The organism is Paenibacillus sp. MB22_1, from assembly GCF_047200555.1.
GTDB lineage: Bacteria > Bacillota > Bacilli > Paenibacillales > Paenibacillaceae > Fontibacillus > Fontibacillus phoenicis.
On sequence record NZ_JBLADV010000002.1, the window covers coordinates 1,090,146 to 1,103,572 of the forward strand.

Genomic DNA, 13,427 nt, shown 5'->3' on the forward strand with positions numbered 1-13,427 from the left:
TTTTTTACGTTCTATGAAGATAATATACCACAGATTCGTAGGGTCTTAGCCGAAGATGTTGCGGGTCCGCCGGGGAATCTGCGTAGTTGGACAGCAGCAACCGGCTTTCATACTCGTCCCAGCCGTCTCCGTCAGGCAACCGAAATTCCGTCTCCTCCGCAAAAAAGTTATTCACCACAATCAACTTCTCCGCCCCGCCGTCACGCACATAAGCAAACACCGCCGGGTCGTCTTCGGCCAGCAGTTCAAACCGCCCGGTTGTAATCACCTCATATTCCTTGCGCAGCCGGATTAACTTCTGATAATGATAAAAAATCGAGTCCGGATCCGCGAGCGCCCGCTCCGCATTGATCTCCTTGTAATTGTTCGCCGGGTGAATCCACGGCGTACCGGTCGTAAACCCGGCGTTGGGCCCGTCATTCCATTGCACCGGCGTTCGGCCGTTGTCCCGCGATTTTTGCGCTAGAATCTCCAGAATGTCGGCCTCGGACATGCCGCGCTCCTTCAGGATGCGGTACATGTTGAGCGACTCCACGTCGCGGTAATCCTCGATCCGCTCGAAGCCTGGATTCGTCATCCCGAATTCTTCCCCCTGAAAAATATAAGGGGTCCCTTGCAGCATGTGCATCGCTGTGGCCAGCATTTTCGCCGATTCCCGGTGATACTTCCCGTCGTCTCCAAACCGTGACACCACGCGGGGCTGATCGTGATTGCACCAGAACAGCGCATTCCATCCGCCGCCTTCGTACATTCCGGTCTGCCACTCGGCCAAAATCTGCTTCAACCGCAGGAAGTCAAGCTCGCCTTTCGCCCATTTCTCCCCGTTCGGATAATCCACCTTCAAATGATGGAAGCTGAAGGTCATGTCGAGTTCCTTCCGTTCCGGATGCGTATAGCGAATGCAGTGCTCCAGCGAAGTGGACGACATTTCCCCGACGGTCATCATATCGTACCCGGCAAAAACTTCGCGGTTCATCTCCTGCAGATATTCGTGGATTTTCGGGCCGTCGGTGTAATATTTCCGCCCGTCTCCGGGAGCCACCGATCCGTCGTCGTCCAGAAACCGCTGGTCCTTGGAAAGCAGATTGATAACGTCCAGCCGGAAGCCATCTACCCCTTTATCCAGCCAAAACTTCATCATCTGGTAAATTTCCTGGCGCATCCGGGCATTCTCCCAATTCAAATCCGCCTGGGTCACATCAAAGAGATGAAGATAGTATTGGTCCGTTGTTTCGTCGTATTGCCAAGCGTCCCCGCCGAATTTGGACACCCAATTGTTTGGCGGCCCGCCTTCCTTCCCGTCCCGCCAAATATAGTAATCCCGATAGGGGTTGTCCTTGGACGACTTGGCAGCGACAAACCACGGATGCTCGGTTGACGTATGGTTGACGACGATATCCATCAGAATCCGGAGACCGCGCCGATGGGCTTCCTCCAGCAGCTGGTCGAAATCCTCCATCGTGCCGTAGGGCTCAAAGATCCGATAATAGTCGCGAATATCATATCCGTTGTCCCGTTGCGGTGAGTCGTACACTGGCGTCAGCCAGATCACGTCGACGCCCAGCTCCGCAAGGTAATCCAGCTTGCGAATGATTCCTTGCAGGTCGCCGACTCCATTGCCCGTCGTGTCGTTGAAGCTCTTCGGATAGATCTGATACACGACCGCTTTCTTCCACCAAGGTTCCGTCATTTCCAACACCTGCCCTTTCCCACAAAAATCGCAAAGGAGGAACAATCCTGTTCCTCCGCCATGAGCTTAATTTTTCTTGAACGATACTTTGCCGATGTTTGCTTTCGCAAAAACCATCGTGAGGATAAACGGGATAACGATCGCTACGGCCATCGCCAAAGCGAAGGTCACCATGTGCTGCGGCTGGATGGACAAGATGCCCGGCAAGCCGCCAACGCCGATGGAATTGGCCATGACGCCCGTGCCAACCGAGATGACCGCCGCCACCAGCGACCCGATCATCGCCGCGAGGAACGGGTACCCGTATTTCAGGTTGATCCCGAACATCGCCGGCTCCGTAACCCCTAAGTAACAAGAGATCGTTGCCGGAATGGAGATCTGTTTCTCCTCTTCATTTTTTCGATTGATAAAGATCATGGCCAGCACGGCCGAGCCTTGCGCGATATTCGAGAGCGCGATCATCGGCCACAGGTTTGTCCCACCGAGTTCGCTCATTAATTGCAAGTCAATCGCATTGGTCATGTGATGCAGCCCCGTGATGACCAGCGGCGCGTACGCGAATCCGAAGATCGCGGCGAACAGCCAGCCGAACGACGAAGTCAGACCGGAATAAACCACATTCGAGATAAACGAACCAATATGCCAGCCGATCGGCCCAAGCACCGTGTGGGCAAGCAGAACGGTAGGCACCAGCGCAAAGAACGGAACAACGATCATCGAGATCGATTGCGGCACGATTTTACGCAGCTTCAACTCCAGGAAGGACAACACCAGTCCCGCCAGAATCGCCGGAATGACCTGTGCCTGATAACCGATCATTTCCACCTTGGCAAACCCGAAGTCCCAAAACGGAATGTCCGTTGCACCGGCAACGCTATAAGCATTAAGCAGCTGCGGCGAGACGAGCGTGATCCCCAGCACAATACCGAGAATCGGCGTAGCCCCCATCTTCCGTGCGACGGCCCAAGTGATGCCGACCGGGAGGAAGTGGAAGATCGCTTCACCAATCAGCCAGAGGAACGCATGGGTTCCGGCCCAGAACTGCGATACTTCGACCAGGGTTTTCGTACCGTCGTCCAGCATTTTGATGTCCCCGATAATGTTGCGGAAGCCGAGGATCAGACCTCCAACTACGATGGCTGGAATCAGCGGGGTGAAAATATCCGCCAAGTGCGCAATCATCCGCTGCAGGAAGTTCATGTTCTGCTTGGCGGCTTCCTTCGCTTCCTCTTTCGAGGTGTCGCTGACGCCGGCGATTTTAATGAACTCGTTATAAAATGAAGCCACTTCGTTACCGATGATGACCTGAAACTGACCGGCTTGGGTAAACGTGCCTTTCACCAATTTGATCGCCCGAATCTGTTCGACGTCCGCTTTCTTCGGGTCATTTAACACGAATCTCATGCGGGTCGCACAGTGGGTGACAACCGAAATATTTTCGCGGCCGCCGACATGCTTCAGCAAATCGTTTGCCGGTTGCGTGTAGTTACTCATGGATGGTTCCTCCTTCTTGATGTCCTAAAAGATGATCAATTTATTTTGCAGCAAACGATAGAACATGATGCCAAACCGCCTTTATTCAACTTGTATATACATGTTTTTTGTTTGCGTTTTCATTTTAACTTGTATATACAAATCCGTCAATCCCTATTTTTCGACAAAAACAGTACCACCCGAGTACTTTCCATCTGTATAAAGTCCGTCCTTCGCGCTGCCCGTCGATGTCCCGCCGGTGTACAGGTTATAGCTACCTTTCTTCAACTTCGGCGAGCTGATCACGACGTTTTGGAAATTCTTCGTCGGGGCAAACGTCAGGATTTCGTTGCCTGCTTTATCCTCCAGATGGACCAATGTCCCTGCTTTCTGCGTTTGCGAGAAGGTCATCGCATCGACATAGAGATATCCACCGCATGTAGTCCTTGTACTCCGGCTCGATGCCCGTCCGTACAAACTCATAGGCCTCCTGCAGCCTCAACGACGTCCGGCGTTTGTTCACCAGCCCGTACACCTTTTTTTGATCTCCAGGTACACCTTCGCATTCGGGTCCGGGACACCATAAGCTCTCAGTCGGAGCTTCTCCTTATATTTGGGCTTGGCCAGACTCGTGCGGATCAAGGTGTCATCCTTGGTATCGAAGTACAGGTTGCTGATGGAGTAAAATTCATGTTGTTTGTTGTAATCGTCCGGTTCCATATATTCCAGCAGCTCTGCATATAACCGTCGGTAAGCCGCATCGTCGAGCAGGTATTTGTTCTCGTATCGATTGAAAACCTTGATCGCCATACACTTCAGTTCCTTCCTTTCTCTCCTAGTGCTATCGGCCTTGCAGCAGGTGATCTCCCGCTTGCCATGGTTGTATCATAGCCCCCTAACCTTTAACGAACCTTAAAGATGTGAAAGGCATGTTTAAAATGCTCTCCCCACCTCGGCTACTCCGGGCACAAGGGCAAGACAAGCAACAGCTATTCGGCGCGGAGCATAGCCGTAACGGACCTCAGAGAGGCGTAATTTATTCGTCCTCGACACTTTACCGCGAAGGATCTAACGCTTGCCACAGCGCTTAAATTGGCTAAAATGCTCTTTTTATGACTCTAACGCTGATCAACGTGCTTATTTCCTCTTTTTGCGACTAAATAGTAGTGATTTTGTTGAAATAGTGCTCCTCAGCAGCGTTAAAATTTCCAAACCCTCGATTTCGTCACATTAGCGCTTCTCATCAGCGTTAGGGCATACAATCAAGTGCATACAAGCGTATACGTGCCATTCGAGCGCCTACAAGTGTATACAAACGCATACGTACATACAAGTGTCTACAAGCAGCCCATTAGCAGATCAGATCATTCGCAGCTCATTAATGAAGCAACCGCATCCAAATCTGAGCTTAAGGTTGATTAAAGGTAACGTGAACAGCGACATCAATATGGATTTACACAAAGTCATGGATTCCTATGAAAAATCCCCCGGCCGCAACGCCCCCCCATAGGCGCTGGAATCGGGAGCAGCAGTGTCGAAAGCGGCGCACCGGGCAAAAACCGGCCCCTGGATCGTTCCGGAGAAGCACCGCCTGATCGGTCCATTTCATTTATGCTGCAAACGGATCAAGAATTCGAGTTGATCTCCTACATGTCCAAATTTGACATGGATGAGGATTTTTACAACGAAGCGTTGGAGAAGGCGGTGGACAAGCGCCAGAGTAGCGGGCAATTCAGCCTGGACGGAAGCCGCTGGATTTACAACGTACGCTCTACGGACAGCGGATATATACTCGTCTTCCTGGATGTCACAGCCCGGAAGGTTCTATACGTTTTCCGCAGGTGGTGATGATCCTGCTGCAAAGAAGGCGGTTATGGACTTGGGCTGGCCATCGCGAAATCGATTGTCGAACAGCACAAGGGAAAAATTTATGCCAAAAGTAAGCTGGGTGAATCCACCACATTTTATGTACATCTATACTAAAAAGCAGGGTGCCCCTCATGTCACTTCGTGACAGGGAACACCCTTTTTTTCATTGCTGCTAATTATTCAATGTAGCCTTGTTCCTTCATGGCTTCATAAGCGGCTTTCTCATTCTCATTCTTAATCTGATATTCCAACGTACCATCGACAATTTTTGCGCAGCGACCGCCAAACGGTTTGAGGGATTCCTTGATCTCTTTGAGATCCGGAGTTCCCTTCAAGGGATAATTGACTTTCATGCGTCGTCCACCTCCTAAGGTACAATTAGCAAACGTACCGTCTCATCGATATGACAAACGTCACAGCAATAGCGCGCCTCAGGAGATCGATATCGTTATACGAGGCATTACCTGCACCGGCAATCATGCAAAAAACCCCCGCGCCATATCATTAGGCACAGGGGTTTCAAAATCGAAGTCGGAAATGAATCTTAACGCAGCGTCTTCAACGCGCCGCTCCAAGCAAGCACTTGGTCCAGCATGTCGTTCAGGTTCTTCAAGTGCAGGTCTGCCGGCTTGAAGACACTGTAGTTCTCGAAATCGGTGAACAGCGACAGGGCAACGTGTACACGCACATCCGCAACCAGCAGTTCGCCCAGAATGCCGCGCAGGTGTTCTGCTGCACGAGCGCCGCCTACGGAACCATAGCTGACGATCCCGGCTGCTTTGTTGTTCCACGCTTCACGCGCATAGTCCAGCGCGTTCTTCAGGGCACCTGTGATGCTGTGGTTGTATTCTTGCACGATGAATACGAAACCGTCCAAGCTGTTCAGCTTGCTATTCCAAGCCGCTGCTTGCTCGCTGGCATCGGCTTCGCCGAGCAACGGCAGTTTGTAATCCGCGATGTCAACGATTTCATAATTGGCGTCGCCGCGAGCATCCGCATGCTTCTTCACCCATTCTCCGACCTGCGGGCTCACGCGCCCATCGCGGGTACTTCCCAGGATAATCCCGATGTTCAATTTAGACATGGCTATTTTCCTCCTCGATTGATTTCTTGGCTTCGTTAATCCACCTGACATTATTTTGCCCCAAAACAATGCTGTTACACCATCAGGTACGATTCCGAACTTCTCCAATATCCTTTATTTGAATTAATCAAACTTGAGTTAATGATAGTCACCAAGATTCCTTTTGTCAAGAAACTTACAAAAAGTTTGCAAAACAAATGCTCTCACCAAACACGCGAAACAAGCCGAACAAACCAAAGGCCGCCGAATCCGGCAGCTCTCGAAAGGGAACGATCATCGCCCCCGGTATTCCCATATTCAGCCCTCTCTTGTATATTGCAATCGTTCCCATTGGCCCCATTGGATCCCCTCGCTTTCATGATCTCCTGCCTCGCTGCCGGATTACTCGCGAACGGTCACAATAACTCCGTCCATGTTGTTGCCGGAAATCTCATAACTGCCCTGCGCCGGCACCTCAATGGTCCGATCTTTGGATACCGGATAGTAGAAGACGTGATACTTCTGGCCTTGTACTGTGATGCTCACCGACTGTTGCTCCTTCAGATAATCCAAGTATTGCTCCAGCACAAACCCGTTTTCGTGAATGATGGCGCTATGCGGCAGACCCACGTACCGGAAGTGCCAAGGCTCGAACTGAATGCCTGTGATCGCCGTTTTGTCGTCCGGGTATCGCAAAATAAATCCATATTTCCATGCATTCTCCTTCAACCACCGGCCTTCCGGGGCGACATTCATCTCCGCTTGGGACGACCCGATGTCCAGCGACAGCCCCAGGTTATGCTCGCTGTATCCGGCAGGCAGCGCCAGCTTGGAACCCATTTGGCGGTACAGCTCGTCCTGCTTCTCTTCGTCCCGGTACCCGCTGCTGATCAGGAAATGGTTGATTCCTTCCTCCCCGGCGGCCTTCACCATCGTTGCAAAACGTTCCGCCATGCGCGGCGACAACAGCACTTTATTATCCAACACTCCAAATCCGTCGATCAATTCGGGGTTCTTCACCAGACTAACGGCTTCCTTATCGGGGTGCAGCCCCTTCGGAACCGGATGGTCCTTGTTCACCAGCAGCAAATCGCCCTGATATATCATCTCCTTGGTGACGTGGATCGTCATTCCTTCTGCAGCCAGCGACGAATCCGAAACCTCATTCGGCTCAACGTCCTCTACGGGCGGCGCTGAATCCTGCGGTGATCGGGCCGTTTCGGTCTTAAATTTAGAAACCCCGTATCCCAGCAGCACCAGGAGCATTAGGCAAATTATCCACTTTTTCACGTCGATTTCCCCCTAGCTTTTCTTCCCCCTTAGGATAACTTTTATAATTTAAGAAGAATGGGAGGAAAAAATAAAGTTTTTCTTAAATTGCAGGAGGGAGACGCATGAAACACAGGCAACGCGAAAAAAAGCGCAAGCGCAGGGGATCTTCCCCGACACGCTTGCGCTTCTTGCTTCTTCTTGCTTCCGCCGCTTTCGCTTACGCTCCGGCTGGCAGCTTCACCTGCACGCGGTAAGTCTTGCCCGGCTGCACATTCCGCAGCACGCCTTCCGGCAGCCGCTCGCCATCCGCGTAAACCTCGGTCTCTGTTACCGCTGCGTCCCGCCGGATATCTACGTGCAGCGTGGCACCCCGGAATTCGCGCGTGATCGCCGCTTCGTTCCAATGGGACGGAAGCTGCGGGCTCACGCGGATGCCGTCCTTCGTGCCCTGCACGCCAAACAGCCCATCGATTAAGCAGCGGTACACCCACGGCACCGTGCCCGTGTTGAACAGATGGCTGGAGCGTCCTGCCGTCCGCGGGAATTGCCGATAGGCTCCCCGGTAGTAGTTCGGGATGAACACCGGCAGCTGTCCCCGTTGCACGATATCCTCGAGATCCGGGCCGGGCAGCATTTTGCGCAGCAGCCGAAAGGCATCGTCCCGCTCACCCACCGTATATAACGCGTAGATGTAGAAGGCAGCGGCATGATTGTACACCGCGCCGTTCTCCGCCGAGCCCGGGTGCTTCTGCGTGACCCGGCCGACATCCTCGCGCATCTTCGTGTAGGAAGGTGCGAGCTTCTCAACGCCGTACGGCGTCTCCAGCTGCTCGCGCACCGCACGCATCAGCTTCTCGCGTTTGTCGGCGTCGGCCGCGCCGCTCAACATCGACCAGCCCTGCGGGTTGATGAAGATCCGGCCTTCCTCATCAGTGCTAATCCCAAACACGACGTTATCATCGGTGATACCCCGTGCATACCATTCGCCGTCCCACAAGTAGCGGTTCACCACTTCGTTGGTCTCCTCCGCCGCCGCACGGTAATCCCGTGCAGCCTCAGGCCGTCCGCTGTTCTCGCAAATGCCGGCCCAAACCTGGAACGCATACGCCGTGGCGATCGTCAGCCAGCCGGACACGCCCTTCCCTTTGTAGCCAACCATATTCATCGGGTCGCACCAGTCGCCTTGGTTGATGTAGTTCAGCCCCCGCTCGTCGCGGTCGTTCATCAGCCAACGCATCGCTTTATCGACATGGACATATACAGGTTCGGCTTCCTCACTGTCGGCATAGGCCACCTTTTCCTCCAGAATCGAGTAGTCTCCCGTCTCATCCAAATACGTGCTGAGACAGATGGGCAGCCAGACACAGTGGTCCGTATGCGGCACCTGGTTGATATATTTCAGTTCAGCGTCCGGATGCAGCACGATTCCGTCCGGCATGGCGCCGTTTGCTTTCTGCTGACTCAGCGCCGTCAAGAACGATGCCCGTGCCACCTGCGGCTTGATATAGCTCATGCCCATGTGATCCTGCAAATAGTTCCGGGTTTGCGGGTCGGTGGTCAGGCGGTTCGTCTGTCCATGATAATAAATTTGCCGCGGCAGCCAGCGATTGACGAACAGATCGAGATCCTTGTCGGGGGTGGAGATTGTCAGGCAGCCCCGTCCTTCCCGAATATACTGGTCGTATTCGCGTTCGGCAGCCAGAAATCCGTCTTCTCTCAGATCGCCAGCCTTGCCGAAGTATGTCTCCCGAATTTGCGCAATCTCCTGCTCATCCCGGGCCGGGCCGAACAGGAAGCGGTATTCCCGCGTTTCCCCTGCCGCCAGTTCCATCCGGTATTGCATAACGGCTACTGGCGTCTCGTACCGCGCATCTCCCTTCGCGAGCTCCGCTTGTTCCAAGGCGGACGGACGGGTGATCCCGCCTTCTCCCTCGAACGCCTCCTGATTCACTTCCCAGGACACCGGCGGTTGTTCGGCGATCAGGAACGTTTTGTCACGGAAAAACTTGATCTTATCGTAATCCTGATATTTCTGATACGGCGTCACCGAAGAGCAGACGATTGCCTGCAGGTCCTCATGGTATTCGCCGGATTGGTTCATCCAAGACATATAACCCACAGTGAAGTAAGGGTAGATACTCAGCTTCCGCGCCCGCTGCGACACATTCGTCACCTTCACCCGCCAAAGCTCCAGCGGATCCTTCTTCGGCAAGCTGAGGCTCATTTCGATCAACACGCCCTGATGCTCGACCTTCCAGACGATCCGGCTCTGTCCCAAGGCAAAGGCATAGCTGTCGGTCTTGACCCGCATCGGTTCATACGGCGCAGAAAACAGACTTTGATCTTCCTCGTCCTTCACAAACACGAAACGGCCCGGATGATGCGCATAATATGGCTGTTCCGGCTGCATAAACGTCTTCGCTTCCAGATTCGGGGCATGCGAATACTTGGCCGGCTCCGGCTGCATGAATTGGGCAACAGCATATCCCCGGCAGTTCATGTGAATCATCATCGTTTCGTTCCATAGGAATCCCGACGCTTTAGGCAGAAGTGTAGGACTTAGCAACTCGTAGAATTCCTGGTCCTCCGTGGCTCTGAACATGGTTCAACCTCTTTTCCGCGTAATCTTGTCTACTTGTCTACAACTATGTTCATTATACATCGGAAAGCCCTTTTATGAAGCGTTTTCTTCTGCTTCGCGCATAAAAAAAGAGCCAATTTTCGCGTAAAGACGAAATTGACTCGGATCGCCGCATGACGGCACAGGCTTCATCAGATAAACAAAAACGGAATAAGGAACAGCAAAGCGATCGCCGCCCAATCCAGCGCATAGGCGCCATAAGGATTGCCCGGAAAACCGTACCCCGGATATCCTCCATAAACCGGAAACCCCGGCCCATAGCCGTACGCCTTCGTTTGTGCCTGGTCGTTGGCTTGGGGGACCGCTTTGGTTGAAGCTTTATGGTTGCCTTTGGATTTGGATTTCAGCTGCTGGATCTGCTTCTTGGCTTTGGCGGGTTGGGTAGAGAGAACGTTGGCCCCCGAAGCGTATCCTCCGTTCAGCTGAATGCCCTTTTCGTTCACATCGGTGATCGTACCAATGTAATAGCGGCCGTCCCGAAGTACAGCGCATACGGTTTTGCCGATATGCGGCTTGCAGGTTTCTACGCCAAGCGGATAGATCTGTTGCATAGACTCGTGCCTCCCCTCTCGAATGCTCATTTATCCTATTCACCACCCGGATATTTGTACAGGGCGAATGTCCTGCTCACGAAACAAATCTTCAAAACCGAGGCCTCCTCCCGAGGTGAAAGCCTATCTTAATCGCGCTGGAGACGCGGCGGCATATTCTGCTGTTGAGAGAAGTGGGGGAAGTTGATAAAGGAGGGGCAGCTATAGGATGAATTATCACGAAATCATCGCCGCCGTTGGGGAAGGCTCGGCACATCCGGGGGGATTTCAGGGAACCCTCGATTTTATTCAGTTTGTTGGCATTGCACCTGGAATGCGCGTGCTGGAGGTTGGTTGCGGAACGGGCAGAACGGCCTGCCTGTTAGCCCAGATGGGAGCGCAGGTCACGGCGATGGATCAAAGTATCGTGATGCTGGAGAAAGCCGAGCACAGAGCGCAGCAGCAGCAACTGCAAATCGAATGGATTCAAGGAGATATCACCGCCATCCCGCTGCGCTCGGACACCTATGATGCGGTCATCGCCGAGTCGGTGACGGTGTTCGCCGCCGATCCCGTGAAGGCGTTCCGTGAATATCACCGCGTCCTGCGTAAGGGCGGGCAAGCGTGGGACCGTGAGCTGTTTCGGACGCAGCCTCATCCGGCGCTGGAGCGGGAGATGCGCGAGCTGTACGGCAATCCGCGTTTGCCTGACGCTGCTGCCTGGATGCGGATGCTGCGGGATGCCGGTTTTCAGGACGTTCGGCAGTGGGGACCGGAAACCGGAATAGACCCAAGCGGACAGCAGCAGGAGAAAGGGGACGCAGACGGAGCGATGTCCTTCGATTGGCAGAACGCTTTGGATCCGTACCGTATCATTGATTTAGAGGCGCTGCAGGATCCCGCCGTGGGCATATTTTTCAGAGAAAATGAAGCCTTCCTGCAACGTTACCGGAAGCATTTATCCTATGGCGTGTTTCTAGCCAAGAAAGCCGGTTGACGGAAAAATACGGGTTTGTCCCTATTCCCCGCTGGGAACAATGAGAATCCAGAAGCTAGCTCATAGGTTATACGTACCTAACGAAGCTAGCTTCTGATAAGACAGACTATTGCGGAGAAGCCACACTCTCTTGCGGGGCATGGCTTCTTGTTTTCAAGAAAACGTTCAACCGCTCAGAGAAGAGCCACATCGCTGCTGCCGACAGCACGATGTACACCGGGAACACGCCAATCGTGGAATGTGAAGCCAGGAACCCAAGCAACGGCGGCATAAACGTGCTGCCGGTGTATGCCATGGCCATCTGATAGCCCATGATCTTCTGAGATTGCTTCTTGCCGAAGCGAACCGGCGTTTCATGCAGCATACAAGGAAAGATCGGAGCAAGGCCAAGGCCGATGATCAGTAAGCCGACCAGAGACAGAGCCGCAGGGAGCGGCAGCACCAGCACAACGGCGCCGAACAAAGCGATAATCTGGCCTGCGCGGATCATCACACGGTTACTTAATTTAAACGTGACGAACCCGGCAATGAAGCGGCCCACCGTAATCCCGGCAAAATACAACGAAACCCAGCTCGCTGCCGTCGCCGCATCCACTCCTTTAATGCCAACGAGATAGCTGCTGCCCCATAAGCCGACCGTAGACTCCACCCCGCAATAGAACAGAAACGATGCGAGGGCCAGCTTGACGCCGGGAATCCATAGCGGCTTCACCGGGCGTTCGTCCGGCTGCTCGGCTTCCATCTCACGCAACTCTTCCTTCCGTGAATCGCCGGCGATCCGGGCCACACGATCCCAGAGCGGCAAGGAGGAGAGCAAAATCACCACCAGCGCGAATTGAATCATCGACACGGTCAAATAACCGCTGCGCCAGTGCCCGCTGCCGGAGATAAACCCGGCCATGATGACCGGCCCCAGCGTTGCGCCAACGCCCCAGAAGCAGTGCAGCCAGCTCATATGATGCGCTTTGTAGTGCGCAGCCACATAGTTGTTGAGCCCGGAGTCCACCGCCCCAGCGCCCAGCCCCAGCGGAATCGCAAAGACGCCAAACCAGACCACCGACGGTGCCGCCGAATAACCAAGCAAGGCCGCCGCCGTCATCAGGCAGCTGACCAGAGTCACCTTGCCCGTGCCGAACCGGCCCAGCAACGAGCCGCTGGCCAAGCTGGATACAATCGTGCCGGCGGCAACGATCATATATAAGACGCCGGCAGTCCCCAGCGGAGCGCCGAACTCGCCGCGAATGATCGGCCAGGCCGAGCCGAGCAGCGAGTCGGGCAGCCCCAAGCTGATGAAAGCTAAATAAATGATCAATAGAAAGAATGTTGCCATCTGTTTGGATCTCCTTCTCCTATCCACGGGTTGATATCATCAGATGAAGTCCCAACTGCTGCAAGCCGGTCAAATAATCCCGCCGCCAGTCGCTCATCATCAGCCGGGGCAGATGCTCGGCCGGCACGTATTGCGCGCTTTGCACTTTGATTTCGTTCAACAAAGAGACACTCACCTCATCATGGCAGAACACTATAGTATGCGGATTGATCAGCGCTGTACAGGCCGCGACCAACCGGCTGACGGCATCCACTCCCTCAGGCGAACGCTCGGACGCTTTTGGACCTTCAAAATCTATATTGCCAAGGGCCATCAGTTGATTGAAACCCCGCTGTTCAGGCGCGTCAAGCACCCCAATTATTACCTGAACATCATCCCGGAGGTGCTTAGCTTCGCGATCATTTCGCAGGGCTGGGTCGTGTTTACACCTTTGTTCGTGCTGCATCTGATCACCTTGTTCAACCGCATTCGGCTGGAAGAGAAGATCATGAAGCAGACGTTCCGGGGGTATAAGTAGATTCTTAGCAAAAAGAGGCTTTTCCGAATGGCCGCCACCTCGGGA

14 protein-coding genes and 2 pseudogenes are annotated in these 13,427 nt (G+C 53.7%); 4 read left to right on the top strand and 12 right to left on the bottom strand.

The genetic code is table 11. The features are described 5' to 3' along the window. Window positions 1–4: 4 nt before the first annotated feature. From treC to ACL02P_RS16900, 4 genes and pseudogenes are all read right to left on the bottom strand, one after another. Entirely contained in the window at window positions 5–1,690 is a 1,686-nt protein-coding gene (treC, locus tag ACL02P_RS16885) for an alpha,alpha-phosphotrehalase (RefSeq protein ID WP_339300669.1), read from the bottom strand. 66 nt (window positions 1,691–1,756) lie between these two features. Further along, the gene (treP, locus tag ACL02P_RS16890) at window positions 1,757–3,184 is read right to left on the bottom strand and encodes a PTS system trehalose-specific EIIBC component (protein ID WP_260070143.1); all 1,428 of its coding nucleotides are present in this window, start codon (window positions 3,182–3,184) and stop codon (window positions 1,757–1,759) included. A 153-nt stretch (window positions 3,185–3,337) separates the two neighbouring features. Next, entirely contained in the window at window positions 3,338–3,640 is a 303-nt protein-coding gene (locus tag ACL02P_RS16895; RefSeq protein ID WP_311202253.1) for a hypothetical protein, read from the bottom strand. Continuing rightward, a pseudogene (locus tag ACL02P_RS16900) lies at window positions 3,600–3,973 on the bottom strand (VTC domain-containing protein); the annotation flags it as partial. The pseudogene ACL02P_RS16900 and the gene ACL02P_RS16895, both read right to left, overlap by 41 nt. 840 nt (window positions 3,974–4,813) lie before the next feature. Here ACL02P_RS16900 and ACL02P_RS16905 point away from each other — a divergent pair. Beyond that, complete coding sequence (locus ACL02P_RS16905; RefSeq protein ID WP_198136153.1) at window positions 4,814–5,011, top strand: hypothetical protein; 198 nt, start codon at window positions 4,814–4,816, stop codon at window positions 5,009–5,011. An 18-nt stretch (window positions 5,012–5,029) separates the two neighbouring features. Then, window positions 5,030–5,146, top strand: a pseudogene (locus tag ACL02P_RS16910) (ATP-binding protein); the annotation flags it as partial. A 62-nt stretch (window positions 5,147–5,208) separates the two neighbouring features. Here the strand turns inward: ACL02P_RS16910 and ACL02P_RS16915 are convergent. The 6 genes from ACL02P_RS16915 to ACL02P_RS16940 all read right to left on the bottom strand — a co-directional run bounded on the left by ACL02P_RS16915 (window position 5,209) and on the right by ACL02P_RS16940 (window position 10,559). Next, the gene (locus ACL02P_RS16915) at window positions 5,209–5,385 is read right to left on the bottom strand and encodes a hypothetical protein (RefSeq protein WP_009223500.1); all 177 of its coding nucleotides are present in this window, start codon (window positions 5,383–5,385) and stop codon (window positions 5,209–5,211) included. Between the two features lie 191 nt (window positions 5,386–5,576). After that, a complete protein-coding gene (locus ACL02P_RS16920; RefSeq protein WP_009223499.1) occupies window positions 5,577–6,116 on the bottom strand; it encodes an NADPH-dependent FMN reductase in 540 nt (179 codons plus the stop codon). A 175-nt stretch (window positions 6,117–6,291) separates the two neighbouring features. Beyond that, complete coding sequence (locus ACL02P_RS16925) at window positions 6,292–6,456, bottom strand: hypothetical protein (RefSeq protein WP_412837750.1); 165 nt, start codon at window positions 6,454–6,456, stop codon at window positions 6,292–6,294. A gap of 41 nt (window positions 6,457–6,497) precedes the next feature. Continuing rightward, a complete protein-coding gene (locus tag ACL02P_RS16930; RefSeq protein ID WP_260070142.1) occupies window positions 6,498–7,385 on the bottom strand; it encodes a D-alanyl-D-alanine carboxypeptidase family protein in 888 nt (295 codons plus the stop codon). A gap of 199 nt (window positions 7,386–7,584) precedes the next feature. Beyond that, window positions 7,585–9,969, bottom strand: a complete 2,385-nt coding sequence (locus ACL02P_RS16935; RefSeq protein ID WP_009223496.1) for a GH36-type glycosyl hydrolase domain-containing protein — start codon at window positions 9,967–9,969, stop codon at window positions 7,585–7,587. A gap of 170 nt (window positions 9,970–10,139) precedes the next feature. Next, a complete protein-coding gene (locus ACL02P_RS16940) occupies window positions 10,140–10,559 on the bottom strand; it encodes a hypothetical protein (RefSeq protein WP_412837751.1) in 420 nt (139 codons plus the stop codon). 208 nt (window positions 10,560–10,767) lie between these two features. Here ACL02P_RS16940 and ACL02P_RS16945 point away from each other — a divergent pair, with 208 nt between their 5' ends. After that, entirely contained in the window at window positions 10,768–11,535 is a 768-nt protein-coding gene (locus ACL02P_RS16945) for a class I SAM-dependent methyltransferase (RefSeq protein ID WP_260070140.1), read from the top strand. A 106-nt stretch (window positions 11,536–11,641) separates the two neighbouring features. Here the strand turns inward: ACL02P_RS16945 and ACL02P_RS16950 are convergent, their stop codons facing one another. Together ACL02P_RS16950 and ACL02P_RS16955 are read right to left on the bottom strand one after the other, a co-directional pair. Beyond that, window positions 11,642–12,865 carry an MFS transporter gene (locus ACL02P_RS16950; RefSeq protein WP_412837752.1) on the bottom strand — a complete coding sequence of 408 codons (1,224 nt, stop codon included), beginning with the start codon at window positions 12,863–12,865 and terminating at the stop codon, window positions 11,642–11,644. 19 nt (window positions 12,866–12,884) lie between these two features. Beyond that, window positions 12,885–13,028, bottom strand: a complete 144-nt coding sequence (locus ACL02P_RS16955; protein WP_412837753.1) for a hypothetical protein — start codon at window positions 13,026–13,028, stop codon at window positions 12,885–12,887. 18 nt (window positions 13,029–13,046) lie between these two features. Between ACL02P_RS16955 and ACL02P_RS16960 the strand changes: the two genes are divergently transcribed. Next, the gene (locus tag ACL02P_RS16960; protein ID WP_412837754.1) at window positions 13,047–13,382 is read left to right on the top strand and encodes an isoprenylcysteine carboxylmethyltransferase family protein; all 336 of its coding nucleotides are present in this window, start codon (window positions 13,047–13,049) and stop codon (window positions 13,380–13,382) included. Window positions 13,383–13,427 lie beyond the last annotated feature (45 nt).

Bases quoted from the DNA above. Each gene is read 5' to 3' on its own strand.
- treC (WP_339300669.1), bottom strand. From the start codon at position 1,690: ATGACGGAACCTTGGTGGAAGAAAGCGGTCGTGTATCAGATCTATCCG.
- treP (WP_260070143.1), bottom strand. From the start codon at position 3,184: ATGAGTAACTACACGCAACCGGCAAACGATTTGCTGAAGCATGTCGGC.
- ACL02P_RS16905 (WP_198136153.1), top strand. From the start codon at position 4,814: ATGTCCAAATTTGACATGGATGAGGATTTTTACAACGAAGCGTTGGAG.
- ACL02P_RS16915 (WP_009223500.1), bottom strand. From the start codon at position 5,385: ATGAAAGTCAATTATCCCTTGAAGGGAACTCCGGATCTCAAAGAGATC.
- ACL02P_RS16920 (WP_009223499.1), bottom strand. From the start codon at position 6,116: ATGTCTAAATTGAACATCGGGATTATCCTGGGAAGTACCCGCGATGGG.
- ACL02P_RS16925 (WP_412837750.1), bottom strand. From the start codon at position 6,456: ATGGGGCCAATGGGAACGATTGCAATATACAAGAGAGGGCTGAATATG.
- ACL02P_RS16935 (WP_009223496.1), bottom strand. From the start codon at position 9,969: ATGTTCAGAGCCACGGAGGACCAGGAATTCTACGAGTTGCTAAGTCCT.
- ACL02P_RS16940 (WP_412837751.1), bottom strand. From the start codon at position 10,559: ATGCAACAGATCTATCCGCTTGGCGTAGAAACCTGCAAGCCGCATATC.
- ACL02P_RS16945 (WP_260070140.1), top strand. From the start codon at position 10,768: ATGAATTATCACGAAATCATCGCCGCCGTTGGGGAAGGCTCGGCACAT.
- ACL02P_RS16950 (WP_412837752.1), bottom strand. From the start codon at position 12,865: ATGGCAACATTCTTTCTATTGATCATTTATTTAGCTTTCATCAGCTTG.
- ACL02P_RS16960 (WP_412837754.1), top strand. From the start codon at position 13,047: ATGGCAGAACACTATAGTATGCGGATTGATCAGCGCTGTACAGGCCGC.